Origin of the sequence: Mesorhizobium sp. DCY119 (assembly GCF_003590645.1) — a bacterium.
GTDB lineage: Bacteria > Pseudomonadota > Alphaproteobacteria > Rhizobiales > Rhizobiaceae > Mesorhizobium_M.
This window is the reverse complement of the sequence record NZ_CP031834.1, coordinates 1,794,415-1,820,472: the sequence shown is the minus strand read 5'-3', so window position 1 is coordinate 1,820,472 and position 26,058 is coordinate 1,794,415. Positions and strand designations below refer to the sequence as shown.

26 protein-coding genes and 1 pseudogene are annotated in these 26,058 nt (G+C 62.1%); 12 read left to right on the top strand and 15 right to left on the bottom strand.

Translation table 11 applies throughout. The features are described from left to right. The first annotated feature begins 22 nt into the window (after positions 1-22). Entirely contained in the window at positions 23-775 is a 753-nt protein-coding gene (locus DZG07_RS08855) for a metallophosphoesterase family protein (RefSeq protein ID WP_119816078.1), read from the top strand. 6 nt (positions 776-781) lie between these two features. Here DZG07_RS08855 and DZG07_RS08850 read toward each other — a convergent pair whose 3' ends face one another. Next, positions 782-1,972: an MFS transporter gene (locus DZG07_RS08850; protein WP_119816075.1), complete on the bottom strand. Its 1,191-nt coding sequence runs from the start codon at positions 1,970-1,972 to the stop codon at positions 782-784. A 147-nt stretch (positions 1,973-2,119) separates the two neighbouring features. On the opposite strand from DZG07_RS08850, the gene DZG07_RS08845 reads away from it, so the two are divergent. From DZG07_RS08845 to DZG07_RS08825, 5 genes are all read left to right on the top strand, one after another. Further along, positions 2,120-2,488, top strand: coding sequence for a helix-turn-helix transcriptional regulator (locus tag DZG07_RS08845; protein ID WP_091913186.1), 369 nt, complete (start codon positions 2,120-2,122; stop codon positions 2,486-2,488). Positions 2,489-2,793: 305 nt separating this feature from the next. Further along, positions 2,794-3,216, top strand: a complete 423-nt coding sequence (locus tag DZG07_RS08840; protein ID WP_119816072.1) for a hypothetical protein — start codon at positions 2,794-2,796, stop codon at positions 3,214-3,216. A 296-nt stretch (positions 3,217-3,512) separates the two neighbouring features. Further along, positions 3,513-6,992 (top strand): carbamoyl-phosphate synthase large subunit, encoded by a 3,480-nt coding sequence (gene carB / locus DZG07_RS08835; RefSeq protein WP_119816070.1) that lies wholly within the window; start codon positions 3,513-3,515, stop codon positions 6,990-6,992. A gap of 103 nt (positions 6,993-7,095) precedes the next feature. Beyond that, positions 7,096-7,761 (top strand): hypothetical protein, encoded by a 666-nt coding sequence (locus DZG07_RS08830; RefSeq protein WP_119816067.1) that lies wholly within the window; start codon positions 7,096-7,098, stop codon positions 7,759-7,761. Between the two features lie 138 nt (positions 7,762-7,899). Continuing rightward, positions 7,900-8,238 (top strand): hypothetical protein, encoded by a 339-nt coding sequence (locus tag DZG07_RS08825; RefSeq protein ID WP_119816064.1) that lies wholly within the window; start codon positions 7,900-7,902, stop codon positions 8,236-8,238. Between the two features lie 466 nt (positions 8,239-8,704). Here DZG07_RS08825 and DZG07_RS08820 read toward each other — a convergent pair whose 3' ends face one another. The 3 genes from DZG07_RS08820 to DZG07_RS08810 form a co-directional block, all read right to left on the bottom strand. Next, on the bottom strand, positions 8,705-9,157 hold the full coding sequence (locus tag DZG07_RS08820) for a GFA family protein (protein ID WP_119816061.1): 453 nt from the start codon (positions 9,155-9,157) through the stop codon (positions 8,705-8,707). 71 nt (positions 9,158-9,228) lie between these two features. Then, entirely contained in the window at positions 9,229-10,248 is a 1,020-nt protein-coding gene (locus tag DZG07_RS08815; protein WP_245429607.1) for a serine hydrolase, read from the bottom strand. A 62-nt stretch (positions 10,249-10,310) separates the two neighbouring features. Next, the gene (locus DZG07_RS08810) at positions 10,311-10,757 is read right to left on the bottom strand and encodes a MarR family transcriptional regulator (RefSeq protein ID WP_119816058.1); all 447 of its coding nucleotides are present in this window, start codon (positions 10,755-10,757) and stop codon (positions 10,311-10,313) included. A gap of 101 nt (positions 10,758-10,858) precedes the next feature. On the opposite strand from DZG07_RS08810, the gene DZG07_RS08805 reads away from it, so the two are divergent. Continuing rightward, the gene (locus DZG07_RS08805; RefSeq protein WP_119816056.1) at positions 10,859-11,527 is read left to right on the top strand and encodes a glutathione S-transferase family protein; all 669 of its coding nucleotides are present in this window, start codon (positions 10,859-10,861) and stop codon (positions 11,525-11,527) included. Positions 11,528-11,536: 9 nt separating this feature from the next. Here the strand turns inward: DZG07_RS08805 and DZG07_RS08800 are convergent, their stop codons facing one another. From DZG07_RS08800 to DZG07_RS24185, 3 genes and pseudogenes are all read right to left on the bottom strand, one after another. Continuing rightward, complete coding sequence (locus tag DZG07_RS08800) at positions 11,537-12,010, bottom strand: GNAT family N-acetyltransferase (RefSeq protein WP_119816053.1); 474 nt, start codon at positions 12,008-12,010, stop codon at positions 11,537-11,539. Positions 12,011-12,014: 4 nt separating this feature from the next. Next, complete coding sequence (locus tag DZG07_RS08795; RefSeq protein WP_119821542.1) at positions 12,015-12,644, bottom strand: glutathione S-transferase; 630 nt, start codon at positions 12,642-12,644, stop codon at positions 12,015-12,017. A gap of 313 nt (positions 12,645-12,957) precedes the next feature. After that, positions 12,958-13,293: pseudogene (locus DZG07_RS24185) on the bottom strand (lytic transglycosylase domain-containing protein); the annotation flags it as partial. A 479-nt stretch (positions 13,294-13,772) separates the two neighbouring features. Between DZG07_RS24185 and DZG07_RS08785 the strand changes: the two are divergent. Then, positions 13,773-14,351: a methylated-DNA--[protein]-cysteine S-methyltransferase gene (locus DZG07_RS08785; RefSeq protein ID WP_119821540.1), complete on the top strand. Its 579-nt coding sequence runs from the start codon at positions 13,773-13,775 to the stop codon at positions 14,349-14,351. A gap of 158 nt (positions 14,352-14,509) precedes the next feature. Here DZG07_RS08785 and DZG07_RS08780 read toward each other — a convergent pair whose 3' ends face one another. Then, positions 14,510-14,836, bottom strand: a complete 327-nt coding sequence (locus DZG07_RS08780; RefSeq protein WP_348626420.1) for a hypothetical protein — start codon at positions 14,834-14,836, stop codon at positions 14,510-14,512. 278 nt (positions 14,837-15,114) lie between these two features. On the opposite strand from DZG07_RS08780, the gene DZG07_RS08775 reads away from it, so the two are divergent. Further along, entirely contained in the window at positions 15,115-15,327 is a 213-nt protein-coding gene (locus tag DZG07_RS08775) for a cold-shock protein (protein WP_091913209.1), read from the top strand. Positions 15,328-15,527: 200 nt separating this feature from the next. On the opposite strand, the gene DZG07_RS08770 is transcribed toward DZG07_RS08775, so the two are convergent. Then, complete coding sequence (locus DZG07_RS08770; protein WP_119816047.1) at positions 15,528-16,556, bottom strand: NAD(P)-dependent alcohol dehydrogenase; 1,029 nt, start codon at positions 16,554-16,556, stop codon at positions 15,528-15,530. Between the two features lie 124 nt (positions 16,557-16,680). Between DZG07_RS08770 and DZG07_RS08765 the strand changes: the two genes are divergently transcribed. Continuing rightward, positions 16,681-17,583: a LysR substrate-binding domain-containing protein gene (locus DZG07_RS08765; protein WP_119816044.1), complete on the top strand. Its 903-nt coding sequence runs from the start codon at positions 16,681-16,683 to the stop codon at positions 17,581-17,583. An 8-nt stretch (positions 17,584-17,591) separates the two neighbouring features. Here the strand turns inward: DZG07_RS08765 and DZG07_RS08760 are convergent, their stop codons facing one another. The 3 genes from DZG07_RS08760 to DZG07_RS08750 all read right to left on the bottom strand — a co-directional run bounded on the left by DZG07_RS08760 (position 17,592) and on the right by DZG07_RS08750 (position 20,028). Beyond that, on the bottom strand, positions 17,592-18,203 hold the full coding sequence (locus tag DZG07_RS08760; protein ID WP_119816042.1) for a glutathione S-transferase family protein: 612 nt from the start codon (positions 18,201-18,203) through the stop codon (positions 17,592-17,594). A gap of 89 nt (positions 18,204-18,292) precedes the next feature. Beyond that, entirely contained in the window at positions 18,293-19,141 is an 849-nt protein-coding gene (locus tag DZG07_RS08755) for an EAL domain-containing protein (protein WP_119816039.1), read from the bottom strand. Continuing rightward, complete coding sequence (locus tag DZG07_RS08750) at positions 19,138-20,028, bottom strand: EAL domain-containing protein (protein ID WP_091913219.1); 891 nt, start codon at positions 20,026-20,028, stop codon at positions 19,138-19,140. Before DZG07_RS08750 ends, DZG07_RS08755 begins: the two co-directional genes overlap by 4 nt. 187 nt (positions 20,029-20,215) lie before the next feature. Between DZG07_RS08750 and DZG07_RS08745 the strand changes: the two genes are divergently transcribed. After that, positions 20,216-21,418 carry a pyridoxal phosphate-dependent aminotransferase gene (locus DZG07_RS08745; RefSeq protein ID WP_091913221.1) on the top strand — a complete coding sequence of 401 codons (1,203 nt, stop codon included), beginning with the start codon at positions 20,216-20,218 and terminating at the stop codon, positions 21,416-21,418. Between the two features lie 70 nt (positions 21,419-21,488). Here DZG07_RS08745 and DZG07_RS08740 read toward each other — a convergent pair whose 3' ends face one another. Continuing rightward, complete coding sequence (locus DZG07_RS08740) at positions 21,489-23,006, bottom strand: MFS transporter (RefSeq protein WP_119816036.1); 1,518 nt, start codon at positions 23,004-23,006, stop codon at positions 21,489-21,491. Between the two features lie 145 nt (positions 23,007-23,151). Here DZG07_RS08740 and DZG07_RS08735 point away from each other — a divergent pair, with 145 nt between their 5' ends. Continuing rightward, the gene (locus DZG07_RS08735) at positions 23,152-23,769 is read left to right on the top strand and encodes a TetR/AcrR family transcriptional regulator (RefSeq protein WP_119816033.1); all 618 of its coding nucleotides are present in this window, start codon (positions 23,152-23,154) and stop codon (positions 23,767-23,769) included. Positions 23,770-23,789: 20 nt separating this feature from the next. Here the strand turns inward: DZG07_RS08735 and DZG07_RS08730 are convergent, their stop codons facing one another. Both DZG07_RS08730 and DZG07_RS08725 read right to left on the bottom strand, forming a co-directional pair. Further along, positions 23,790-24,188, bottom strand: coding sequence for a cupin domain-containing protein (locus DZG07_RS08730; RefSeq protein ID WP_091913227.1), 399 nt, complete (start codon positions 24,186-24,188; stop codon positions 23,790-23,792). Positions 24,189-24,467: 279 nt separating this feature from the next. Continuing rightward, a complete protein-coding gene (locus tag DZG07_RS08725) occupies positions 24,468-26,057 on the bottom strand; it encodes an ABC transporter substrate-binding protein (protein WP_119816030.1) in 1,590 nt (529 codons plus the stop codon). Between the last annotated feature and the right edge of the window lies 1 nt (position 26,058).

Genomic DNA, 26,058 nt, shown 5'->3' with positions numbered 1-26,058 from the left:
TGCCGGCATCTGGAGTCGGCTCATGAAAATAGCGGTTATCGCAGACATTCACGGCAACGTCGTCGCACTCGACGCCGTCCTCGCCGACCTTGAAAAACGCGGCGGTGCCGACCTGACCGTCAATCTCGGCGATTGCGTTTCAGGCCCGCTGTGGCCGCGCGAGACTTTTGAGCGCCTGGAAAAGCTCGGCGCACCGACCGTGCGCGGCAATCACGATCGCCGCGTCGCCGAGGAAGTCTCAGACAAGATGTGGCCCTCCGACCGCTTCGCCCGCGAACGTTTGACGCCGCCACAGCGCGACACACTCGCCGCCCTGCCCCTCCAACTGGAGATCGCGCCGTCGGTACTCGCCTTCCATGCAAGACCCGACCATGACGAACGCTACCTTGCCGACGCCATCGTCGACGGCCATCTCGTGCGCGCGCCGCTGGTGGCGATCGAAAAGAGGCTTGGCCAGCTCGATCCGTCGTACAAACTGCTGCTCTGCGGCCACAGCCACCGCCCTGAACTTCTCCAGCTTTCGGACGGCCGAATGATCTTCAATCCCGGAAGCGTCGGCGAGCCCGCTTATTTCGACGACACCGAACCGGCGCACGCTTCGCAACAAGGTTCGCCGCACGCGCGCTATGGCACGGTCGAGATCGACGCCGATGGCACGATGCACTTCGAGTTCTTTGCCGTGACCTATGATTGGGAAAGTGCGGCGAGACAGGCCGAGCAAACAGGCCGGCCAGAATGGGCCTATGCTCTGCGCACAGGCTTCATGCCGGCCTGATTCTCGCTATTCCGCCGGCGTAGCAGTCGTCGCAACAAACCGGCGATGCGAGCGCAGCCCGGCATAAAGCACCGCAAGCGCTGCCACCGGGAAGATGGCAGCGACGTACCCGAGATCAGCCGGCGCGGCATATTCCAGAACCCGCCCGCCAAGCGCCGTGCCTGCCGCGATGCCGAGATACAGCGCCGAGGCATTGAGTGAGAGCGTCAGATGGGCAACCTCGGGCGCATAGCCGACGATGCGGCTTGCCTGTGCCGGCGGGAACGCCCAGCCAATGATGCCCCAGGGCAACATGATGCCGATCAGCAGTGGCCCGGCCAGGTGGTGCGGCAGGAGATGCAGGCCGAACGCTATGGCCAGCGCAATCGCCACCGAAGCCACGAGCGAACCCACGACCATCCGTGTCGCGCCGATGCGATCGGCAAGATAGCCGCTGGACAGATTGCCGATCACTGCACCGACGCCGAAGGCAAGCAGCAGGCCCGGCAAGGAGAGCCTGGACAGCCCTGCCCCATCTATCGCCAGCGGCGCCAGGTAGGAGATGATCATGAAACCGCCGGCGAGGTACAGAAAGGTTACCACCAGCGATGGTGCGATACCGGCCCGGCCGATGATGCTGAAGCGCTCGCCAAGCGTCAGCTTTGTTCCCGACAGCCCGCGCGGCAGGCGGAACCACAGTACGGTCGCACAAGCCAGCGCCAGCACCGAAATCGCACCGAATGTGCCGCGCCAGCCCCAAACCGCAGCAATCAGCGCGCCCAGTGGCGCGCCGAGCGCCACCGCGAAAGTCGTGCCGCCCACCACCACGGAAATCGCCAGGGCGCGATGCTCAGGCCCGGCCAATGAGACTGCGGTCGCCTGCGCAGTGGCGGCAAACAGGCCGCTGGCCATGCCCATGACGATCTGGGCAAGCAGCAATGTCGTGAACGATACGCTGGTCGCCGCAATCGCGTTGCCGGCCACGAAGGTCAGCATCGCGGCCGTTAGCACGCGCCGCCTGTCAGCAGCCCCCGCAAGTGCCGAAAGCAGCGGCGCCCCGATGGCATAGGAAAGCGAGAAGACGGTGATGAGATAGCCGGCCTTTGGAATGGTGGTGTGCGTGTCGGCTGCGATGAACGGCAGCAGGCTCGAAAACACGAAGCCGACCGTGCTCATGGTGAAGGAGCCGACCGCCAGCCAGATAAGACGCTTGTCCATAGGACCGATCCTTAGTTCAAATGTTATTGAACTATTGAACTTGATTGCCTGCCATGTCAATGTGGTCGCACATGCTTCCTGTCAGCCTGATGTCAGGAGGACGGACAAAGCATTGAACCGGAACGCCTGCGCAGCTAGTTTTCAGCCATGACCTTGCCCCATCCCACCGCCGACCAGATTTCACTGCCGAATGTGCTGGCCGTGCTCGGCGACCAGACGCGGCTTGCCATCATCGGCTATCTCGCGCTGCGCGAAGGCCAGCCCACCATCTGCATGCAGTTCACCGATTTCGGCTCCAAGACCAACATCAGCTACCACCTCGCCAAACTGCGCGAAGCCGGCGTCACCCGCACCGAAGCCGTCGGCACCACCCGGCTGATCACGCTGCGCCGCGACGACCTCAACGCCCGCTTCCCCGGCCTGCTCGATTCGATCATCACCGCAGCGGTCAGCCTTCCAATGGTGCAGAAGATCGCCGAAGCCCAGGATGCAGCGCTGGCGCTCGAGCAGGGCTGAGCACCGCGCCAACTCCCCCTCTCCGTCTCGGCTTCGCCGAGCCACCCGCAAGCGGGGAGAGGAACCTAGATTCTGCGAGGCAGCCACATTTCAGGACTTGGGTTCCTCGCCCCATGAAATGGGGAGAGGTGGCTCGGCGAAGCCGAGACGGAGAGGGGCACAGCCCCTCTCCAACCGCCTATTTCCCTTATGTATTAAGCTCCCGCATAATGTTCCGCGCATCAGAATGCGTCGAGATTCAGGTCGCGTTACTACTTGGCCTCAGGCGACTGGAAATGGCGGCGGTTTCCCAGTAACAGCGTGACATGAAAACTTTTCAGACTGCCTTGCTGGCCGCACTCATATCCACATCTTCCGTCGTCACGGCACACGCCTATACCGATGAAGACTCTTACGTGGCAGTGAGCAACACCGCGATGAGCGTGACCGGCGACATTCAGTTCGATGACTTCAGCATTACCTTTGAGAACGGCAAAACGCTGAGCTTCTCGGGGCTCGTAAGCGACACCTTCATCGTCGATGGCGAGGAAGTTCCAGCATCTGTCTATCAAGTTAGTCACCCGGGCGACCCGATACTCGAAAACGGCAACCGCCTATGCGGATCCGGCGCAGTCACCTACATCGCAAATTGGGATGATGGCGGCCGCTCTCTCGTAGCTGTCTTCACAGGCGACGAAGCACCGTCGAGCAATGAAGAAATGTGCGCCTCCTATACCTACGAGCAGTGATGCCGCGCACCTTAGAATGCGTCGAGATTCAGGTCAGGGCGAGTCGAGAATAGTGGCTTTCGAGAACCGGAGCGGAGCGTACATTTAGGTACGTGAGCACCGGAAGCGCAGAAAGCCGCTATTCGCAGGCCGCCATCACCTGAATATCGATGCATTCTCGCTATTTTCGGGGTTACAACCGCCCAATCATTTGCCTATAAGGCGCCCTTAGCCTGACAACAGACTCTGATGCGCACCGGCCGGGCATTCCCGCGCCGGTCTTTTGCGCAGAGCGACCACGAACGGACCGAGCAAAAATGCCAAAACGCACCGACATCAAGTCCATCCTGATCATCGGCGCAGGTCCAATCGTTATCGGGCAGGCATGCGAGTTCGATTACTCCGGCACCCAGGCCTGCAAGGCGCTGAAGGAAGAAGGTTTTCGCGTCATCCTGGTCAACTCCAACCCGGCCACCATCATGACCGACCCGGAGTTGGCCGACGCAACATACATCGAGCCGATCACCCCGGAAGTCGTCGCAAAGATCATCGCCAAGGAGCGCCCCGACGCGCTGCTGCCGACCATGGGCGGCCAGACCGCGCTCAACACGGCCCTGTCGCTGCGGCGCATGGGCGTGCTGGAACGCTACAATGTCGAGATGATCGGCGCCGATGCCCACGCCATCGACAAGGCCGAAGACCGCTCCCTGTTCCGCGAGGCTATGGCCAAGATCGGGCTTGAGACGCCAAAATCGATGCTGGCCAACGCTTCCGACGTCAAGGACGCCGACCGCAAGAAGCACGAGGCCGAGCGCGCTGCCGTCAAAGCCGCCAATCCCGCCGATCTCGACGCAGCCCTCGACGCGCTCGAAACCGCCTGGAACCTCGGCGAAGGCGACCGCAAGCAGCGCTACATCAACCACGCCATGGCGATCGCTGCCCAGGCGCTCGACCATGTCGGCCTGCCGGCCATCATCCGCCCCTCCTTCACCATGGGCGGCACCGGCGGCGGCATCGCCTATAACCGCACCGAATTCTTCGATATCATCGGCTCCGGCCTCGATGCCTCCCCCACCACCGAAGTCCTCATCGAGGAATCGGTGCTCGGCTGGAAGGAATATGAGATGGAGGTGGTTCGCGACAAAGCGGACAACTGCATCATCATCTGCTCCATCGAGAACCTCGACCCGATGGGCGTCCACACCGGCGATTCGATCACCGTCGCCCCGGCGCTTACGCTCACCGACAAAGAATACCAGATCATGCGCAACGCCTCGATCGCGGTGCTGCGCGAGATCGGCGTCGAGACCGGCGGCTCCAACGTGCAGTTCGCCGTCAACCCGGCCGACGGCCGCCTCGTCGTCATCGAAATGAACCCGCGCGTTTCGCGCTCCTCCGCGCTGGCCTCGAAGGCCACCGGCTTCCCCATCGCCAAAATCGCCGCCAAGCTCGCCGTCGGCTACACGCTGGACGAGCTTGAGAACGACATCACCGGCGGCGCGACGCCGGCCTCATTCGAGCCGTCCATCGACTACGTCGTCACCAAGATTCCCCGTTTCGCCTTCGAAAAGTTCCCCGGCGCCGAGCCGACGCTGACCACCGCCATGAAGTCGGTGGGCGAGGTCATGGCCATCGGCCGCACCTTCCAGGAATCGCTGCAGAAGGCGCTCCGCGGGCTGGAAACCGGCCTCACCGGCCTCGACGAGATCGAGATTCCCGGCCTTGCGCACGGCGAGGACAAGAACGCCATCCGTGCGGCGCTGGGCACGCCGACGCCCGACCGGCTGCGCATGGTCGCCCAGGCGCTGCGCATGGGCACCTCGCTGGAAGACGTGCACGCAATGTGCAAGATCGACCCGTGGTTCCTCGAGCAGATTGCCGGCATCATCGACATGGAAGCGCGCATCCGCGAGCACGGCCTGCCGGAAGACGCCACCAATCTGCGCATGCTGAAGTCGATGGGCTTCTCCGACGCCCGCCTCGCCTCGCTGGTGAAGAAAGAGGCGCAGGATGTCCAGAAGCAGCGCCAGAAGCTCGGCGTCCACCCGGTCTACAAGCGCATCGACACCTGCGCTGCCGAGTTCGCCTCGCCCACGGCCTACATGTATTCCACCTATGAAGTGCCCTTCGCCGGCGAGACGCGCTCCGAGGCGCAAGTCAGCGACCGGAAGAAGGTCGTCATCCTCGGCGGCGGCCCCAACCGCATCGGCCAGGGCATCGAGTTCGACTATTGCTGCTGCCATGCCGCCTTTGCGCTGCGCGAGGCCGGCTATGAAGCGATCATGGTCAACTGCAACCCGGAAACCGTGTCGACCGACTACGACACTTCCGACCGGCTCTATTTCGAGCCGCTGACCGCCGAGGACGTGCTGGAGATCCTGCGCGCCGAGCAGACCGCCGGCACGCTGCACGGCGTCATCGTCCAGTTCGGCGGCCAGACGCCGCTGAAGCTGGCGGAAGCGCTGGAAAAGGCCGGCATCCCGATCCTCGGCACCTCGCCGGACATGATCGACCTGGCCGAAGACCGCGACCGCTTCCAGAAGCTGTTGCAGAAGCTCGACCTCGCCCAGCCCAAGAACGGCATCGCCTATTCGGTCGAGCAGTCGCGCACGGTCGCCGGCGAGCTCGGCTTCCCGCTGGTCGTGCGCCCGTCCTATGTGCTTGGCGGCCGCGCCATGCAGATCATTCATGACGAGCAGATGCTGCAGACCTACCTGCTCGACACCGTGCCCGGCCTGGTTCCGGAGGACATCAAGCAGAAATACCCCAACGACAAGACCGGCCAGATCAACACGCTGCTGGGCAAGAACCCACTGCTGTTCGACACCTATCTGACCGACGCCATCGAGGTCGATGTCGACTGCCTGTGCGACGGCAGCAACACCTTCGTCTCCGGCATCATGGAGCATATCGAGGAGGCCGGCATCCATTCGGGCGACAGTGCCTGCTCGCTGCCGGTCCATTCGCTGAGCGACGAGACCGTCGACGAGCTGGAGCGCCAGACTGCCGCCCTTGCAAGGGCATTGAAAGTCGGCGGCCTGATGAACGTGCAATACGCCATTCAGGACGGCACCATCTATGTGCTGGAAGTGAACCCGCGCGCCTCGCGCACCGTGCCTTTCGTGGCGAAAACCATCGGCAAGCCAATCGCCAAGGTAGCCGCCCGCATCATGGCCGGCCAGACGCTGGACGACGCCTTCGCCGCCTACGGCGAAAAGCCGAACGCGCGCAACCCCGGCCACATCGCGGTCAAGGAAGCCGTGTTCCCCTTCGCCCGCTTCCCCGGCGTCGACATCCTGCTCGGACCTGAAATGCGCTCGACGGGCGAGGTCATGGGCCTCGACCGGGACTACGCGCTGGCCTTCGCCAAGGCGCAGCTAGGCGCCGGCGTCGACCTGCCGCGCTCGGGCACCCTGTTCGTGTCGGTGCGTGACGAGGACAAGAAAGGCATCCTGCCCGCCGTCAAGCGCCTCGCCGAACAAGGCTTCAAGGTGCTCGCCACCGGCGGCACCCAGCGCTTCCTCGCCGAAAACGGCGTGGCCGCAGAAAAGATCAACAAAGTCCTCGAAGGCCGCCCCCACATCGAAGACGCCATCCGCAACCGCCAGGTCCAGCTCGTCTTCAACACCACCGACGGCCAGAAAGCCGTCTCGGACTCCAAATCACTCCGCCGCGCGACGCTGATGCAGAAGGTGCCGTACTATACGACGCTGGCGGGTATGGCAGCGGTGGCGGAGGCGATTGCGGCATTGAGGGCGGGGAGCTTGGAGGTTCGGCCGCTGCAGGAGTATTTTTGATATAAACCTCAAGCTCTTAACGAGTAAAAAATTCTTTTCTTTCTGTATAAATACGAGCGACTCAGATCAGCTCGGATTGCACCAAGAATGAAAGGTAACTCGTATGGAGGCGCTTCAAACTTTTGCGCGATGGTTTGTTGGCGTCGCGTGGCTTGAGGTCTTCAAAGCGGTTACGACCCTCGTGGTTGGAGTAGCATGGCCGTTCGCCATAGTTTTACTGGCGCTGATCTTTCGAGCTGAAATCAGAAATAAGATTAAGGACATGCTATCGGCTGGTCCGACCGGCGTTACATTTCAACCACAGGTTACAGATGCGACTACGCGCTCCACAACGGAACTCGTGCTAAGTACATCCCCAAACCATTCATCATGGCATAAGGCGATAGAAGAAAGCATCCTCCACGACCTCAAGACCATTGTCCCCGAAAAACAGCTTCCTGTTCTGATCGAGCAGCTTGCATCGGCACGAATCAAGAGTGCATTTGAAGCTGTCTTCTCCAATATCTTTGGGAGCCAAATCCAAGGTCTTCACCAACTCCATTTGGCAGGTGGCAGTTTGTCACTGAACGACGCTGAGCAATACTTTGAGAGCGTCAAGAAGGAACATGCTGAGTTCTATAAGGACGTGACGTTCTCGACCTGGTTTCGCTATCTTGAAATAAACACCTTAGCTCGGATCGAAGGAGATCGCGTGGAACTTACCGACGCTGGACGAGAATTCTTGATGTTTGTCCAAGCGACGAAAGCTGGATTACAGCGAGCTTTTTAGCAATTCGCACGAAGGCCCGCCTCATCATCTCCCACAAGGGGAGAAGGGAGCGTCGAGCTGCCGGCCGCGAAGTTATGGAACCTTGGAACATCGTCGGATACATCTCAAAGTCACTCCGGTAGACGAGGCAGCACGCACATGAAACCCGACAACCTCATCTCCCTCGTCCCACCCCAATCCGTCGCCGACAACGCCGCCAAAGGCCTCGCCTTTCGCGCTAAATTCAGACGCGGCGGGACGGAGATCGGCTTCGCGCGGGCGCAGGAGCTGGTCGCGCGGCGTGCGCTCCAGCCTTCCGTTATCAATCGCATGGTGAGCTATTTCGCCCGTCACGAGGTCGACAAGCGCGCCAAGAATTTCGGCAATGAGGAAAACCCCTCGGCCGGCTACATCGCCTGGCTTCTCTGGGGCGGCGACGAAGGCCGCGCCTGGGCGCTCGACCTCAAGACCCGCATCGGCAACGCGCCGGATATCTAACGCGGGCGGAGGATAAAATTCACGGTGCATTCGGTACAAGTCATTGATTTTATTGTCAGACGATACCGAAAACGAGTTTTTTTATCCACACCCTTTCAGACTGATCGATAATCCCTCCATCGTCCTCACCGGGAACACGGGTCATGAACCGGATGAGCGTGGGGGACGGCAGTGTCCGGGCTGGTGGCGCGACGGTAGCGCTGCTGGGTGATGAGCCCCTAAGCCCGGGTCTTGGCGGCGGCTGGCTACGCGAATGTGGAGGCGACTGAGCGGGACAAGAGCACTGAACGGGCGGTCCAAAGATCGCAATAATAATACAAAAACGAGCGATCCGACGACCGCCCGTCTTCCCTCGTCATGCCTCGACCGGCGAAGCCGGGTCGAGAAAGCGAGTCATGAGCCAAGAAAAATGTTCTTTGAAAAAAGCCAGGCGATACTGCGACACGGGCCCTCTACGGCTGGTCACTCACTTCCCCGTCCACTCCACATATTCCTTCATCAGCCCCTCATACGCCTCCATCGGCGGCAGGGCCTCGTAGCTGTGCGGGGCGCCGGTCTGGGCGAAGGGCAGCTTTTCGCTGGTCCATGTCTCGATGAAGGGCGCCATGCCGCTCGTATCGTCCAGCAGGGGCGAGCGGAGGTTGACGAACCAGTCCATGCCTTCCGGCCGCGTGAACATCCAGCTCATGCAATGCGGGCAGAAATAGTGTTTCGTCGCGCCGTGCAGCCCGCCGATCACCGGCTCGCCCTGCGTCACTTCGAAACCGTCTGCGGGGATGGCAGCGGACAGCGAAAAGGCCGAGGAGCTCATCTTCTGGCAGCCGGTGCAGTGACAGGCCATGGTCACCAGCGGCGCGGCACTCACCTTGAAGCGCACTTGCCCGCAGCGGCATCCGCCTTCGCGTTTCCAGTCAGTCATAGCTGCCTCCTCTTTTCATGGAGGAGGAGACAGCATCGCGCCGTCGCAGGCAAGTGCGGCGATGCCGCGCTTCAAGTCGCCGCAGCGGCCTCGATGATGCCGCTTGCCAGCGCGTGGAGGTCGTCGCGGTAGCCGGTGCGGGCGGAAGGGTTGTCCTCGGCCGAGGTCATGACGATGGTGAGTTCCAGCGACGGCACGATGTAGAGCATCTGCCCGCCATAGCCCCAGGCATAGCTGACCGGCCGGCCGCCAAGCTCGCGCAGGAACCAGCCATAGCCGTAGCCATCGCCGTTGAAGCGCGAAGTGGTGCGCGGCTGCCAGGATTGCTCGACCCATGCCGCCGGCACGATCTGCCGGCCTTCGGGCGTCTTGCCGCCGTTGCAGTAGAGTTCGCCGAAGCTGCCCAGCGAGCGGGCGCTCATCGCCATCTGGTTGCCGCCGACATAGATGCCTTGCGGGTCGCGGTCCCAGGCAGCGATGCGAAAGCCCTCGAGCGGCCCCAGCCAGTCGCGCGCCAGTGCCAGCGTGGATTTGCCGCCAACGCGCGTCAGGATCGCCGACAAAAGATGCGTCGAGCCGGTGGAATAAAGCATCGACCCGCCCGGCTCGTCGTCGAATGGCATGGCAAGGGCGGTGCGCACCCAGTTGCGGCTGGAAACCCAGCGCCCGTAATTCGGCCCCGAAGTGCGCCCCAGCCCGGCCTGCATGGAAAGCAGATTGCCGACGGTGATATCCTCGATGCGCGGATCGGCATTGGCCGGCAGATCGGCGCGCAGCAGCGGCGCGATCTTCTGGTCCGGCCCTTGCAACAGCTTCCTGTCGATGGCGATGCCGACCATCGCCGAGACGATGGATTTCGAAGCTGACTTGATGTTGGTCGGAGCCGTCAGCGAATTGCCGCGATAGCCGCGTTCTGCAATCGTTTCACCGCCGCGCATGACCAGCACGGTCTTGAGCGAGGTCAGCCGCTCGGCTTCATCAAGCAGATCCGGCAGCGGGCGCGGCGTTGCAGGCTCCGCCGGCGTCTGGGCGAAAGCCGGCCACGGCATCGCGGCGGTGGCAAGAAGGGCAATTGCTGTGCGTCTGTCCATGGAAGCGAGGGAGGGAGCGTGAACGGCAAAAGATAGGCGGAAGCCGTTCTGACGTTCGCGCTTCACGCAGAAGTTATGGCGAGCTTGGTCAGCAATCCTGCCAACACCTTGGCCTCGCCCGCATCGAGCTTCGCGCCCACCGCCGCCTCGATCGCCGGCCCATAGACGCCCCACATATCGCGGCGAAGGGTCAAACCCTCGGGCGTGATCGCCAGCACCTGGCCGCGCTTGTCGTCCGGGCAGGCACGCCGCGCCACCAGCCCGGCCTTTTCCAGACGGTCGATCAGCCGCGAAAGATTGTACTGCTCGAACAGAAGCGCCCGCTCCAGTTCGAAGGGCCGAAGCCCCTCGCCGCCGGCGCGTTCCAGTTCCCAAAGCGCGTCATACCAGGCAAGCGGCGGAAAGCCCGCCGCCTTCAGCTGCGCCTCGATGCTGGCCGTTGCCACGCGCTGCGCGCGCGAAAGGCCGATCCAGGCCGCGATGGTCGTGTCGTCCGGTTGTCTGTCCATCTCTCACACATAGTTGATTTCATGCATCTGCATCAAGATTGACAGAACATGGGCGCCCGCTTAATTAGATGCAAATGCATCCAGTTCACGGAGCTCCCGTCATGACGAAGAACCTCACCCTGATCTCCTTCGACCTCTGCCCCTATGTGCAGCGCGCCGCCATCGTGCTGGCCGAGAAGAACGTGCCTTTCGAGCGCGTCGACGTCGATCTCGAAAACAAACCCGAATGGTTCCTGAAAATCTCGCCGCGCGGCAAGGTTCCGCTGCTGAAGGTCGGCGACGACGTGCTGTTCGAAAGCGCTGCCATCGTTGAATATCTCGATGAGACCAACCCGCCTGCCCTGCACCCGGCCAATCCGGTGACGCGGGCACGCCATCGCGCCTGGATGGAGTTCGGCTCGGCGGTGCTCGGCGATATCTGGACGCTGGAAGTGACGAGCGATCAGGCCGCCTTTGACGCAGCCCGCGTGGCGCTAAAGGAAAAGCTCGCGCGCGTCGAAAGCGAGCTTGGCGACGGCCCCTATTTCGCCGGCAAGGATTTTTCCATCGTCGATGCCGTCTTCGCCCCGGCCTTTCGCTATTTCGAAGTCATCGACCGCCTCGCCGATCTCGAGGTTTTCGACGGCCTGCCCAAGGTGCAGAAATGGCGCGAGGCGCTGGCCGCGCGCCCTTCGGTAAAAAACGCCGTCGTGCCCGACTACAACGACCGGCTCCTGCGCTTCCTGCAGAAGAAAAACAGCATTTTGGGCCGTCTGCCGCTGGCTGCCTGAGCGACGCAATCAGCCTTCGAGCGGAACGCGGCGCATGCCCATCCGCTCGTAGAGCCGTACGGCATCCGGGTTTTTGACGAGGTCGGTCTTCAGATCGACATGAGCCGCATCACGCGCCTGAAACGTGCCGAAGACCTGCAGCAATAATGCTTCGGCCAGCCCGCGCCGGCGCGCCTCCGGGCGCACGGCAAGGTCCTTCAGATAGGCACTGGTCCAGCATAAGGCTGCCGCAACGAGCCGGTCGTCGCCGTCGAACACCAGGAAGCACAGCGACGGGTCGAACTCGGCATCGTTCGACACTTTCTGCCACCAGGTGTCGAAAGGACCCTCCTCGCCATCGTCGAACACCTCGCTCAGCAGCGTGTGCAGGCTTTGGGCATCGGTGGCTCTAAAAGTCCGCATCGAGAACCCAGCCGGCCATTTTGGCGCGGGAAAATCGGCGTCGAGGTCGCGGCGAAACCGCACCACCTGCTCATCCGCCATGATTTCAGCGCCCCAGCGTTACCGCTCCTCCACGTTTGACGGCCCGCTGATAGGCCGGTCGCGCATGGATGCGCTGGAGAAAGCCGGTGAGGTTCTGGAAGCGATGGTCGAGCCCACCGCGCGCCACAGCGGCTTCCAGCGGAAAACTCATCTGGATGTCGGCGGCGGTAAAGTCGTCACCGGCAAAGAAATCGCGGTTCTCAAGCTCACCGTCCAGAAAGGTCAGGATCTCGGCGATCTGGCCATCGATGCGCGGGAGGACGGCGGCAGCCGCCTCACCCATGCGCGAAAAATAGAGTTTTAAGAGCAGCGGCGGCATCGCCGAACCTTCGGCAAAATGCATGAAGGTAAGATAGGGCACGCGCTCGGGAGCGCCCGGTGCAGGCCGCAGCGTGCCGTCGTCATGCCGGTCGAGCAGATATTCGATGATCGCGCCAGATTCAGCGACCGTCAGCTCTCCGTCCGTCAGTACCGGGGCCTTGCCGAGCGGGTGGACGTTTTTCAGCTCAGGCGGCGCCAGCATGGTTTTTAAGTCGCGCTGGTAGAGAGCCAGGTCGTATTCGAGCCCGAGTTCTTCCAGCAGCCACAGAATGCGGTGCGAGCGCGAATTGTTGAGATGGTGAAGCGTGAGCATGCGATCCCCTTGCATTCGGACCATGCCGACTTACCGCATCACGCCGAAAACGGAAATCCGCTTGCCGACCAAATCGGATGCTGAAACGAAGGGCGTCTAGGTATCAGGCAGCGCCGGGAGCGGCAGCCGGCTTCGGAACCGGTGCAGCGGCAGGAAGCGGCGTTGGCGCGGGAGGAAACACCGGCGCCGTGGCGGGAATAGCCGCAGGCGCAGTATTGGCGGCGCCAGGGATCGGCTCGGGGCCTAAGCCGCCTGCCATCGGGTTCATCTCAGGCGCCGGGTCCGGGCGGCGCATGCGGCGGCGATCCGTGCCCAGGCCCGTCTCTTCCAGCAGGCCCTTGCGCTTGGCATCGTAATAGTAGCCGGTCTGGTAGAGGCGGTCGGCGCGTCTGTGGTCGCCACCGGCCACCAGATAGGCCCCGCGCAGATATTTCACCGCATATTTCAGATTGGTCTCGGCATCGAGAAGGCCGTTCGCCGGGCCGTCATAGCCCATGCCGCGCGCAGTCGCGTGCTTGATCTGCATCAGGCCCCAGTGACCGCGATTGTAGGCGCGCGGATTGAAGGTGCTCTCGCGTTTGACCACGCTGCGAACCAGCGTTTCCGGCACTTCATAGATCGCGGCGTATTTGGTGATGAGCTTGTCCACCACGGTACCGCTTTGCGCAGTGACCGGGCCAGCGGGCGTATCCGGCGTGGCGAAGGCATTGGCCGTAACGGTCTCGGCCGGATAGGCCTCTTCGCGCGCCACCGTCTGTGTATAGGAACTCGGCAAGATCGAAACGGTGTCAGGCAGCGCCAGATCGACCGTCGGCGCCATGGCAAGGCTTGTTGCCGTGTCTTCTCCAGTCGTCGCGCAGGCCGCTAGCGCCAAGGGCGACAGCACCGCTGCAACGAGAGGAAATCTCAGAAAAGAAGGCAAAGCCGCGCTCGTTGTCTGCAAATCAATTGTTAACGATTGGAAACCCCATACATCAGCCGCACCGTTTCGGCAACACGGCCCGGTTGCAACTGCATCCGCCAGTCTGTCAGGAGGCTTCGCGCAGTCCACTGATAACGGGATGTTCCCGCTTTGTACCAGGCGGCTTTTGTGGTATGAAACACCTCGGTTTTTTGGACAAAAACGTGATGACCATACCCTATCATCTCTTCGAAACCGCCATCGGCTGGATCGGAATCGCCTGGAGCGAGCAGGGCCTGACGCGGGTGCAATTGCCCGAGCGCGACCGCGCCGCCACCGAAAGGCGGCTGCTGGCGACGATGTCGCGAATCTCACAGTCCGGCGAACCTTCGCAACAGACGGCGAGCGATCTGCCGGCGAACATCGTTGCCGCGGTCGATGAGATCACGCGCTACGCGGCTGGCGAGATGGTGGATTTTTCCGACATCAAGGTCGACCTCGCAGGCATCGACGACTTCCGGCTGGCGATCTACGACGCGGCGCGGAAGCTCGGTTTCGGCGAGACGACGACCTATGGCGAGCTGGCCCAACGCGCAGGCCACACCGGGCTGGCGCGCGAAACGGGCCAGGCGCTGGGCTCCAACCCGGTGCCGATCGTCGTGCCCTGCCATCGCATTCTTGCAGCCGGCAACAAGATCGGCGGCTTTTCGGCTCCCGGCGGCTCGGCCACCAAGGAGAAGCTTCTGACCATGGAAGGCGTGCGGGTCGGCCCGCCACCGTCCGCACAGGCGTCTTTTGGTTTCTGAAGCTTTGGTTGCTTAGAGGCCGTTTGATAACTCGCCCTGCCGAGGCATATGGCGTGGTTTTCGAGAACCGGAGCGGAGCGTACATTTAGGTACGTGAGCACCGGAAGCGCAGAAAACTGCGTCAGATGACCGGCAGGGTAGAGTTAGCGAGCGGCCTCTCAGTCGCGGCGCAGAATCATGAAGCGATCCTCCGGGTCCACCCGCTCGCAACGACGCACCGGACAGGACCGGTCGGCCGTCGGAACGAAGACGGTCTCGGCGCTTTCATCGCTTTTGCAGAACCGGCGATCCGCCACATAGCGGTCATAGCGCAGGATTGAAGGATTGCGCTCCGAACGATAACGCAACAGCGCAGCACCATCGCGCCGGACGGTGGCCTGAACCTCGCCGCAACTCATGCTGGTAGAGGTATAGCGAGAAATCGCCTGCGCCTCGACCGCGATCAAAGACAGGCAAAGAACGAGCAAAACACGTTTCAAAGTCACCTCCCTGCGCATGCATCACCAAGTGTTCCTATAGACAGGAACGAGCGGGATCGACGGAAGTGCTCATGCGGGCCGATCACATCCCGGTGAACGATCATCTTCTCTGGCTCTTGTGCTGGCGAGCAATACGCATTATATCAGCCCCGTTGATATTTCGGCCGATCGATATGGTAGTCCCGCGATTTATTCGCGTTTGCTGACGTCTATCTCCAAAATCTCGATACAAGGCGACCAAGTTCGCTTGGTTAAATAACGTTGCAAACGCAAGGAAATATAAAATGGCTACTGGCACCGTAAAGTGGTTCAACTCGACCAAGGGTTTCGGCTTCATCCAGCCTGACGCAGGCGGCGCGGACGTTTTCGTCCACATCTCCGCTGTTGAGCGCGCTGGTCTGTCGAACCTCGTCGAAGGTCAGAAGATCAACTTCGAGATCGAGCAGGACCGCCGCACCGGCAAGTCGTCTGCTGGTTCTCTTTCCAAGGCCGGCTGATTTTACGCGCGCCTCGGACTGAAAGGTTCGAAGCGCACGGCAAGTCACGGATGTACTGGCGGCCGCGCGACAAGCGCGCCGGAGGTCAAGGCCAGGAGCTGAAGCGGCAGATAGCCGCCAGACCTGGTCAATGAATTCCAGATCAGCCTGTTTTGGGCGCGGAAGGCGGGGTAACTCCCCGCCTTTTTGTTGTCCGCAGTTCAGTTCACGGTGACGACGATTTTGCCGAACGGCCCACGCGTCAGATGATCGAGTGCCGCCGGCAGATCGACAAGCCCGTACTCGGCGTCGACGACAGGTTTGATGCCATTCATTTCGACAGCGTGGGCAAAATCTTCCAGCGCCCGGCGATGTCCCACCTGTATCCCTTCCACGACGAGGCGCTTTTGCGCAAAAGACGCGAAGCCGCCGGAAATCTCAAAACCTTCCAGAACCCCGATGAGTGAGATGCGACCGCCAACCGCCGCGGCCCGCAGCGACTGGTCGAGATGCGCGCCGCCAACGATTTCGAGAATGTGGTCGACGCCTCGATCACCGGTGATGCGATAGATCTCTTCGACCCAGTCATGCTTGTTGCGGTTGATGGCATGATGGACGCCCAGTTCCCTGGCCCGCGTCAGTTTCTCGTCACTTCCCGATATCACAATCGTTTCGGCGCCATGCGCCAGCGCAATCTGCGCACCAAAGAGCGCGACACCGCCCGTCCCCTGCACCAGGACGGTCTGGCCGGAATGGAGGTTCCCGCGCTCGACAAGCCCGGTCCAGGCCGTGAGGCCGGCGCAAGGCAAGGTGCTCGCAGCCACATCGCTCAGGCCTCCAGGAACCTTGACCGCCCACTCCTGATTGAGCGCGACATATTCCGCCAGAACACCTTGGTAGCCGCCGCCAAGCGATCCGTGAGTGGGCTGGCGTGCATTGCCGGGACCGACCCCATCGATCCAGCCCGGAATGAACGTCGATATAACGCGGTCACCCGGCTGGAACCTGTCGACCGACGAGCCTACGGCGATCACCTTCCCTGCCATGTCCGAGCCGGGCGTCAGCGGCGTGACCATCCGCTGGAGTCCAAAGCCGTCGTCCACCAGCAGCTTGTCGCGATAGTTCAACGAGACAGCAGCAACCCGGACCAGGATTTCCGCAGGCCCCGGCGTCGGGATCAGACTCTCGACAAGTTTGAGGTTTTCCCGGCCGGCCGCGTCAATCGACCAATGTTTCATCAAGGCGGTCATCTGCAATTTCCCTATGCTGCACTCCGAAAATGGAGTTCGGCAGAAACATAGGTGATCTCAAAAATCTCCAGTGGCGGTAATTTGTCTTCTCATTGTATCCTATTGGGATACAATGGAGTGCAGAATGACAAATCGTCTCTCCGGCATTCAGGAGTTTGTCGCCGTCGTCGGGGCTGGCGGCTTTGCAGCCGCGGGCGAACGACTGGGCCTGTCGCGCTCGGCAGTCGGCAAGGCCGTCGTCCGGCTGGAAGGGCGCCTGGGCGTCCGGCTATGCCATCGCACCACCCGCGTCTTCAACCTGACTGACGACGGCCAGGTTTTTTATGAGCGCTGCTTGCGGGCGTTGCGGGAACTCGAAGCCGCTGAAACCGCCATCGAGACCGGCCGCAACGAACCGGCCGGCCGCATCAGGATCAGCGTGCCGGTTCTGTTCGGCAGGCGTTGCGTCGTGCCCGTCCTCATGGAACTGGCGCGACAGTATCCGAAGTTGGACTTGGAAGCGTCCTTCACCGACCGGACCGTCGATCTCGTCGAAGAAGGCTACGATCTTGCAATCCGCAATGGCCCGGTGCGCGACAATGCCGGGCTGATGATGCGCCGGGTCGCTCGCCAGCGCATGACCATCTGCGCCTCACCCCGCTATCTCGAACAGCGGGGCAGTCCCGCAACGTTCGCCGAGATCGCGGATCACGATACCGTTGTCTATTCGCTCGGCGGCCGGATCAGATCATGGCGCTTCCGCAGCATCAGCGGTGAAAGCTACGAACTGCCGCTTCAGAGCCGTATCAAATTCGATGATCTCGATGCGATTGCCGATGCGGCAACGGCCGGCATGGGCCTGGCCTGGTTGCCATGCTGGCTCATACGGGATCGCGTTCGCGACGGTGAACTCGTGCCCGTTTTGCGAGACATCGATCCTCTGGTCTTTGACAGTTCCGCGCTATGGCCGCGGACTCCGCATCTGCCGACACGGATGCGGTTGTTGATCGATACTCTGGCGGCTCGCCTGCCGGGAATGACCGGCTGATCCCTTCCTCAAGGCAGCCAGTCGATCGATACGTGCCCCGGGTCCGCCCTCACCCGCTCAAGCCAGGCCGACACCGCTGGGTAGGCACCAAGGTCGAAGCCGCCCTTGCCGGCATCGGCCGTATAAGCATAAAGCGCGATGTCGGCGACGCTCATCGCATCGCCTGCGAAGAATGCATTCTTGGCCAGATGCTTTTCCATGACGCCGAGCGCCTTGTTGCCGCGTTCAAGCGTCAGGGCCAGACGCTCCGGCGTCGCGTCCTTCGCGCGTTCGGGAAACGTCAGCAGCGCCTTGCGCACGGCAATGTAAGGCTCGTGGCTGTACTGTTCGAAGAACAGCCATTGATAGGCCTGCCCGCGTAGATAGCGGTCAGACGGCAGGAACCGCGTGCCCTCGGCGAAATAGAGCAGGATCGCGTTCGACTCGGCCAGCAGCCGTCCGTCTTCCAGTTCAAGCAGCGGCACCATGCCGTTCGGGTTTTTCGCCAGGTAGTCCGCCGAGCGCGTCGCGCCATTGTGCGAACTCACCTCTACATGCTCGAAGGTCTGGCCGAGCTTGGCCAGCAGCAGCCGCGGCTTGTAGCAATTGCCACTGTCGACCATGCCGTAGATTCGCGTCATCCATCTCTCCTGCTTTGCGCGCAGATTATCGCTGCCGCAAAATCCATCCAGTGATTTGTAATGACGGGTCTATCAGCGCTGCTGATGAATCATCCGAACAGCCGCACCACGTTGCGCCCAAGCAGCCGCGCGATCGGCAGGGGCTTCTCGTCGAAAACCGTTCCGGCCAGTGCCGCAAGCGCAAGAAGGTCGCCCTGGAACAGATCGACATTGGCATCCAGCGCAACACGCAGCGACGCGGCGTCGGCTATGCCTTCGACAAGCACCTTCGCACCCTGGTCCTGCAAGGCTGAAACGATCGGTGCAAACAGCCGCACTGTCGCGCTGTCCCGGCAAAGCTCGCCGAACCATGTCTCGTCCACGCGCACGACATCCGGGCGGATCAACTCGATCTCATCGTCGCCGGCCTGCCCGACGCCATAAACGCGCAAGCCTGTCCGAATGCCCTTCCAGCGCATTTGCTCCGCGAGCTGCAAAACATGCTCCGCTTCAGACTGCATGACGTTGTCGAGTTCGCAGACCAGCATATCCGGGCACAACACGGTGCATTCCGGTTCCCACGCGGCAGTCGGCAGGAAGCTCAGGAAGGTATCGAGATCGGACCATCCCGCATCGAAATCGACAAACATATCGACGTCGCCAAGGCCGATATTGCGATAGTTCCGCAGATGCAGAACCCGCAACAGCATCTCGGCAAATTCGGCGGACGGAGAGGCCGCACCATCCCGAAACTCCTTGGTCGTCAAAGGCCGGCCATGCAGGAAAAACGCCGGCACGGATTTGACGCCCACCGTCACCAGCACATCATCCGAGCGCGAAAAAATCGGCTGGCAGGCGCTCTTCAGCCGAAGATCGCCCATGACGCCGATTTCGATACCCACTTCGTCGACAAAAATCGCCTCGTCGATGGCAGCCAAAAGGCCTGATGCGGATGTCATGATGGCCTCCTTCGGCCGAACTTCTTGTCCGTGCGCCGGGCACTGCGGACGGGTTTCACTAGGAGTTGCGGCTCGATGGCCGGCTCGGTCGGCGGTGCTTCCGGCAAGGGCGATGCCCCGGCCGCCACCGTTTCCGGCCGCGCCAGCACGAAACCCTGCACCATGGAAGCGCCGGATCGTTCGGCGAGGTCCAGCTGCCAGCCCTCCTCGATGCCCTCGAACACGGTCATGATGCCTTGCTCGGCAAAGTTCTCGACCATGGATGTCAGCAGCGCGAAGCCGGCTCCCGTTTCCATCAGCCGGGCGATCCACTGCGCGTCGAATTTCACGATGTCTGGCCGCAATTCCCGTATCCGCGTAATGTCGGACTCGGCTGCGCCATAATCGTCGATGGCAATCCGCAGGCCGTTAGCCCGCAGCGCCTCGACGAAGGCATAAAGCACCTCCTGCGAGGCGGCCTTCTGCTCCGTCACTTCGCAGATAACGCGGTAGGGCTCGATGCCGGCCTCATGCAGCACCAGGCGCAGGTCGCGCAAAGCATTGTCGACGACGGATCGCTCGGTGAAGATGGAAGGGTCGAAATTGACGAAGATCGTGGCGTCCGCGTCCAGCCAGATCGCGGCATTCAATAAATGCAGCGTGCGCGTCAGCGTCTCGACCGCCAGTCGGTCCACGGCAGCGATCTCGTTGAAGAAAGTCGTCGGCGCCACCGGCGCGCCATCGCGCGAGGGCCGCAGCAGGCCTTCATAGGCAACGATTTCCAGCTTGCCATCACGGAAGGCAAAGATTGGCTGAAAGGCCGTTTCCAGCGTGAAAGCGCCCCACACGCCTGTAGCGGTGCCGTCATCGCCTCGGATGACGTGATTGAGGCCGACACTGCGCGACACGATGCTGCTCCGGATTGACGCCGGAGATTGCCATGCAACGTTTTATTGCGCGTTAATAAATCCATGAATCGGCCCACACGGCGATTTGTCTTGGCCACGGCCACGCAACACTTGCGATTCTCCGCACAATCCGACATGAGAAGCGCGGCTGAAAACTGGCCCATCCATGAACCGGAGATAAAACGTCATGGCCTTCCTTGCCGATGCCCTTTCACGCGTAAAGCCTTCTGCGACCATCGCGGTCACCCAGAAAGCGCGCGAGCTGAAAAATGCGGGCCGGGACGTGATAGGCCTTGGCGCGGGCGAGCCCGACTTCGATACGCCGGACAACATCAAGAATGCGGCCATCGATGCGATCCGCCGCGGCGAGACCAAGTATCCGCCGGTGTCCGGCATCGCGCCGCTGCGCGAAGCAATCGCGGCCAAGTTCAAGCGCGAGAACAATCTCGACTACAAGCCGGAGCAGACCATCGTCGGCACCGGCGGCAAGCAGATCCTGTTCAACGCCTTCATGGCGACGCTGAACCCCGGTGACGAGGTCATCATCCCTCGTCCCTACTGGGTCAGCTATCCCGAGATGGTTGCGATCTGCAACGGCACCTCGGTCTTTGCCGAGACCTCGATCGACAACGGCTTCAAGCTGACGGCCGCGGAGCTGGAAAAGGCGATCACGCCGAAGACCAAGTGGCTGCTGATGAACTCGCCGTCGAACCCGTCGGGTGCGGCCTACACCGAGGCCGAGTTGCGGGCTATCGCTGACGTCCTGCTCAAGCATCCGCATGTCTGGACGCTGACCGACGACATGTATGAGCACCTGACCTATGGCGATTTCGTCTTCAAGACCATCGCCGAGGTCGAGCCGAAACTCTACGACCGCACGCTGACCATGAACGGCGTGTCCAAAGCCTATGCCATGACCGGCTGGCGCATCGGCTATGCGGCCGGTCCGATCCAGCTCATCAAGGCGATGGACATGATCCAGGGCCAGCAGACCTCGGGCGCCTGCACCATCGCACAGTGGGCCTCGGTCGAGGCACTGAACGGTCCGCAGGACTTCATCGCCAAGAACAAGGCGGTGTTCCAGGCGCGCCGTGATCTCGTCGTGTCGATGCTCAACCAGGCGCGCGGCATCACCTGCCCGTCCCCGGAAGGTGCCTTCTACGTCTATCCGTCCTGCGCAGGACTGATCGGCAAGAAGACGCAAGCCGGCACGGTCATCACCGACGACGCCGTCTTCACTTCCGAGCTTCTGGAAGCGGAAGGCGTGGCGGTCGTGCAGGGTTCGGCCTTCGGCCTCGGCCCCAACTTCCGCATCTCCTACGCCACTTCGGAGGCGCTGCTGGAAGAAGCCTGCACGCGCATCCAGCGCTTCACCGCCTCGCTGACCTGATCGGCGCATAGATCGAAAATGAAAAACCCGGCTTCGCGCCGGGTTTTTTCTTGGCCGCAAGCAGGTCGCTTCATGCTTCCTGTTTCGCTGCAGCCAATGAACGGGCTTCCGCGCGACCCAGCACAATGACGACAAGTGCTGCAATCAGAAACGAAAATATCCCGGCGACCAGCACGGCGGCATGGAACCCGCCTGCATAGGCGGCCGTGAACAGCTCACGCAGACCGTTCTCACCCAAGGCCAGGCTGGTTGTGAAATCATGCCGCGAAACCACGGCCCGAGCGACCGTTCCAGAATCCGCAACGCCGGCCTTTGCAAGGCTCTCCGCCATCAGCGTCGTCGCGCGCATGCTCATCAGGGCACCGAGAAGCGCGATGCCGATGGCCGCCCCGCCTTGGCGCGTGGCATTGATGACCGCCGACGCCATGCCCGAGCGTTCGCGCGGGGCCGCAGACATGGCGACGGCACTCGTGGTCGGGATCGCCAGCGCATTGCCGAGACCGCCGACGGCAAACAGAAGGCCGATCGCGGCATAGGGCGTGGAAGCATCCGCCAGGCACATGCCCGTTAGGCACGCGCCGATCAGCAGATAGCCGACGCTCATCGGGGCAGTATGCCCATATCGCGCCGTCAGCCTGCCGATGGCCGGTGAAACCACCATCTGGACCAGGAACAGCGGCGCCATGCATAGGCCGGTCTGCGTCGGCGACCAGCCCTGCACCTGCTGCAGGAACAGCGAGTAGAGGAAGATGCTCGTGTAGGAGGTGAAGCCGAGCGCGAAGGACGCGACATTCGTCACCGCAAAACGGATGTCGCGAAACAGGCCAAGCGGCAGCATCGGCCGCGCCGTGCGCGCCTCGTAGGTCAGGAACGCGGCCAATCCAGCCGCACCAAGAGCCAGTGCCGCGATCGTTCGCATCGAGCCCCAGCCATGCTCACCGGCTTCGATGAAACCGAAGGTCAGCGCCCCCAGCCACAGCACGCTGAGCATCAGCCCTGCGATGTCCAGATGAGCATGGTCGGGATGCGCCGTCTCCTCGATCGAGGCGGATCCCAGAACGAGGGTGACCAGGCCGAGCGGCAGGTTGATGAGGAAGATGCTCTGCCATCCGACGGTCTCGACCAGGATGCCGCCGAGGATCGGCCCGACAAGCAGCGAGATGGCCGCAAACGACGCCCAGCCACCGATGACGCCTGCACGCTCGCGCGGATCGGGAAAGGCCTGCACCAGGATCGACAGTGCGCCGGGAATGACCAGCGCGCCGGCTATGCCCTGCACCACCCGCCCCACCAGCAATACCGGCAGATTGGACGCGGCAGCGCAGATCAACGACCCCACGATGAAAATGGCAATTCCCGCCAGCCACGAGCGCTTGCGTCCGTAACGGTCACCGATCAGGCCGGCAGACAGCATGAAGGCCGAGAGGCAGAGCGTATAGGCATCGACCACCCATTGCAGGCCGGCGAAATCGGTCGCCAGCGCCGCCTGCAGCGTCGGCAGGGCGACATTGACGATGCTCACATCGAGCAGGGCAACGAAAGTGCCGAGATAAACGGCGGCGACAAGGTAGGTGCGGCGGCTTGACATGACGACTCCAAATATGAGTTTTCAAGTCATCTATCTCGCTGACCGACGGTCAGTCAATTCGTATAAGTCACTTTGGAATCGTTATAAAATGCTTGTAGAGGTCGGCCTCGTCGGGTTATCTGGTTGAGAAATTATCAGGGTGAGCATGGCCGCCAACACATCAGCAACGATGCGCAAGAAGGCGCTGAAGCCGCGGACCAAGCCGGCGGAGGTGCGCCGCGACGAGATTCTTCAGGCCGCTGCGGCCCTGTTCATCGCCAAGGGTGTGGGCACGACCACGATCGACGAGATCACCACCAGCGCCGAAGTCGCCAAGGGCACTTTCTATCTCTATTTTTCGTCGAAAGAAGATCTCGTCGCAGCCCTGCGCGAGCGCTTCGTCGAGGGGTTTTGCGCACGCGTGCGAGCCGCCATCGACACGTCACCGGAAGGCGACTGGAATGCCAGGTTGCGAAGCTGGGTCCATGCCGGCGTCGCCGCCTATCTGGACGACTACAAGCTGCACGACGTGGTCTTTCACGACTACCGCCCCGACCAGCGGCGCATGAAGGGCGACAATCCCGTGGTTGTCGATCTTTCAGCCCTGCTCAAAGGCGGATCGGAAGCAGGCATCTGGTCCTTCGCAGACCCGCGCCTCACCGCCATCGTGCTGTTCCAGGGGTTGCATGGCGCCGTCGACGAAGCGATCGAGACCGGCAATCGGGACGGAAACGAGCTCGCTGCAAAGCTGTCGGCACTGTTTCTGAAAATGCTTCGGCCTTAGCCCGCTTCAGCCGGACGGCCTCAGCCGCCATACTGCTCGTCAGACACCTTCTCCAGCCAGTCGGCGGTGACGCCATCGAGCGCTTCCTGCATGGCGATGTGCGACATGGCCGTTTTTGGCCCTGCACCGTGCCAGTGCTTTTCGCCAGCAGCAAAGAAGACCGTATCGCCGGCCCTGATTTCCTTTATCGGCCCGCCCCAGCTCTGGACGCGACCGGCACCGGAAACGACATGAAGCGTTTGGCCAAGCGGATGCGTATGCCAGGCAGTCCGAGCGCCCGGCTCGAAATTCACCAGAACGGTGCGCAGTCGCGCCGGCTCTTCCGGCTCCATCATCAGGGGCGTCTGGAGAACACGTCCGGTGAAGTAGTTCTCCGGAGCGGTTACCGTCGGCACGCTGCCGCAAGCGATGATCTTCATGGTCGGGTACTCCTTCGTCTACGCGCGAATGCCTAAAACAAACCGCCCGCTCCCTTTCGCGGAAGCGGGCGGCACTGTTGCTCTTTATCATCCTGAGCGCAATGAGCCACATTGCCGGCCTTGTCGTCCGCCAAACCGTCGTCATCCCGGGCGACCGCAGCGAAGCGAAGGGAGACCCGGGAACCATTGACCAGCACAGCCCAGCTTCCGGGACGACGGCATCTTGCGCCGCCGATCGATCAACTCAGCAGACCGGCGGTGGGCAGCATCCCATTTTTCTCATGCGTTCAGCCAGCACTTGGTCAGGGCATGCCCACCCATCAGCTCGCCGTTCGGATCGTCGACCCAGCCGCCGACACTCTGGCTGGTCGCGTCGATGTAGTTGTTGAACATCGGCACGATCACCCCGCCCTCGTCGCGCAGGATCATGCCGGCATCGCGGTACATCTGCTTGCGCTTGGCCTGGTCGAGTTCGGCCCGCGCGCCGAGGATCAGCTTGTCGAAATCGTCACGGAAGAAGCGCGTGTCGTTCCATTCGGCATTCTTGAGATAGGCGATCGAATAGACCTGGTCCTGCGTCGGCCGGCCCGTCCAGTAGGACATCGAGAACGGTTGCTTGTTCCAGGTTTCAGACCAGTAGCCGTCGCCCGGCTCGCGCTTGACCTCGATGGTGATGCCGGCCTTGGCGGCACTCTGCTGGTAGAGCTGCGCCGCATCGACAGCACCCGGAAACGCCACGTCGGAGGTGCGCAGCAGCACCGCGCCATCATGGCCGGATTTCTTGAAGTGGAACGCCGCCTTGTCGGGATCGTATTTGCGCTGCTCGATGTCGTCGGAAAACAGCGCATAGGCCGCCGTCACCGGCATGTCGTTGCCGACCGAGCCGTAGCCGCCGAGAATCTTCTGCACCATCTCCTCGCGGTCGACGGCGTATTTCAGCGCGAGCCTGAGATCGTTGTTGTCGAAGGGCGCGGTATTGCAATGGGCGATGAAGACATAGTGCCCCTTGCCCGGCACGTTGCGGATTTCCACGCCCGGCACGCGCTTGACCAGCTCGACGATCTTGGGCTCGACGCGGTTGATCATATGCACCTGCCCGCCCTGCAGGGCAGACGTGCGCGCGGTGGCATCGTTGATCACAATGATCTCGATCTGGTCGGCATGGCCGCGCTTGTCCGAACCCCAATAGCCCTTGTGAAGCTCGCCGACATGGCGAACGCCGGGTTCGTTGACGGCCACCTTGTAAGGCCCGGTGCCGATGCCCTCGGTCGGGTTGTCCTTGCCGCCATTCGGCTGGATCATCAGATGATAGTCGCCGACGACATAGGGCAGATCGGCATTCGGGTCCTTCAGCACGATGACGACAGTGTCGCCGTCAGCCTTCACGGTCTCGAAGCTGGAGACAAAGGCCAGCGCCGCCGATTTCGAATTGGCGTCGGCGTGGCGCTCCAGCGTCGCCACGATATCGGCCGGCGTCAGGTCCTTGCCGTTGTGGAAGGTCACGCCCTTGCGGATTTTGAAGGTCCAGGTCTTGGCGTCGTCGGAGGCGTGATACTCCTCTGCCAGCCGCGGCTCGATCTCGCCGGTCGGCGACACTTCCAGCATCTGCTCGCCCCAGCAGCGCCCGAACGTGTAAGGCACCTGGCTTGCCCAGGTCGCGGGATCAAGGCTGTCGGTGGCAGCCCCGCCGACGAGGCCGCCCTTCAACTGGCCGCCCTTGACCGGGCCTTCGGCCCGCGCGGCACCCGCAAGCAGCGAATTGGCAAACGTCGCGGTAACGCCGAGCGCAGCGGCACGACCGAGAAAATCGCGCCGCGACAGCCGCCCGCGAATGACATGATGGCTCAGGAATTTCAGTTCATCGGACATG

Excerpts from the sequence above, each read along its gene's own strand:
- DZG07_RS08760 (WP_119816042.1), bottom strand. The coding sequence starts at position 18,203 with ATGACGCGAATCTACGGCATGGTCGACAGTGGCAATTGCTACAAGCCG.
- DZG07_RS08830 (WP_119816067.1), top strand. The coding sequence starts at position 7,096 with ATGGAGGCGCTTCAAACTTTTGCGCGATGGTTTGTTGGCGTCGCGTGG.
- DZG07_RS08840 (WP_119816072.1), top strand. The coding sequence starts at position 2,794 with ATGAAAACTTTTCAGACTGCCTTGCTGGCCGCACTCATATCCACATCT.
- DZG07_RS08810 (WP_119816058.1), bottom strand. The coding sequence starts at position 10,757 with ATGGACAGACAACCGGACGACACGACCATCGCGGCCTGGATCGGCCTT.
- DZG07_RS08850 (WP_119816075.1), bottom strand. The coding sequence starts at position 1,972 with ATGGACAAGCGTCTTATCTGGCTGGCGGTCGGCTCCTTCACCATGAGC.
- DZG07_RS08815 (WP_245429607.1), bottom strand. The coding sequence starts at position 10,248 with ATGGACAGACGCACAGCAATTGCCCTTCTTGCCACCGCCGCGATGCCG.
- DZG07_RS08795 (WP_119821542.1), bottom strand. The coding sequence starts at position 12,644 with ATGCTCACGCTTCACCATCTCAACAATTCGCGCTCGCACCGCATTCTG.
- DZG07_RS08855 (WP_119816078.1), top strand. The coding sequence starts at position 23 with ATGAAAATAGCGGTTATCGCAGACATTCACGGCAACGTCGTCGCACTC.
- DZG07_RS08800 (WP_119816053.1), bottom strand. The coding sequence starts at position 12,010 with ATGGCGGATGAGCAGGTGGTGCGGTTTCGCCGCGACCTCGACGCCGAT.
- DZG07_RS08725 (WP_119816030.1), bottom strand. The coding sequence starts at position 26,057 with ATGTCCGATGAACTGAAATTCCTGAGCCATCATGTCATTCGCGGGCGG.
- DZG07_RS08825 (WP_119816064.1), top strand. The coding sequence starts at position 7,900 with ATGAAACCCGACAACCTCATCTCCCTCGTCCCACCCCAATCCGTCGCC.
- DZG07_RS08770 (WP_119816047.1), bottom strand. The coding sequence starts at position 16,556 with ATGACCGCCTTGATGAAACATTGGTCGATTGACGCGGCCGGCCGGGAA.
- DZG07_RS08740 (WP_119816036.1), bottom strand. The coding sequence starts at position 23,006 with ATGTCAAGCCGCCGCACCTACCTTGTCGCCGCCGTTTATCTCGGCACT.
- DZG07_RS08745 (WP_091913221.1), top strand. The coding sequence starts at position 20,216 with ATGGCCTTCCTTGCCGATGCCCTTTCACGCGTAAAGCCTTCTGCGACC.
- carB (WP_119816070.1), top strand. The coding sequence starts at position 3,513 with ATGCCAAAACGCACCGACATCAAGTCCATCCTGATCATCGGCGCAGGT.
- DZG07_RS08845 (WP_091913186.1), top strand. The coding sequence starts at position 2,120 with ATGACCTTGCCCCATCCCACCGCCGACCAGATTTCACTGCCGAATGTG.
- DZG07_RS08775 (WP_091913209.1), top strand. The coding sequence starts at position 15,115 with ATGGCTACTGGCACCGTAAAGTGGTTCAACTCGACCAAGGGTTTCGGC.
- DZG07_RS08765 (WP_119816044.1), top strand. The coding sequence starts at position 16,681 with ATGACAAATCGTCTCTCCGGCATTCAGGAGTTTGTCGCCGTCGTCGGG.
- DZG07_RS08755 (WP_119816039.1), bottom strand. The coding sequence starts at position 19,141 with ATGACATCCGCATCAGGCCTTTTGGCTGCCATCGACGAGGCGATTTTT.
- DZG07_RS08730 (WP_091913227.1), bottom strand. The coding sequence starts at position 24,188 with ATGAAGATCATCGCTTGCGGCAGCGTGCCGACGGTAACCGCTCCGGAG.
- DZG07_RS08805 (WP_119816056.1), top strand. The coding sequence starts at position 10,859 with ATGACGAAGAACCTCACCCTGATCTCCTTCGACCTCTGCCCCTATGTG.
- DZG07_RS08820 (WP_119816061.1), bottom strand. The coding sequence starts at position 9,157 with ATGACTGACTGGAAACGCGAAGGCGGATGCCGCTGCGGGCAAGTGCGC.
- DZG07_RS08735 (WP_119816033.1), top strand. The coding sequence starts at position 23,152 with ATGGCCGCCAACACATCAGCAACGATGCGCAAGAAGGCGCTGAAGCCG.
- DZG07_RS08785 (WP_119821540.1), top strand. The coding sequence starts at position 13,773 with ATGACCATACCCTATCATCTCTTCGAAACCGCCATCGGCTGGATCGGA.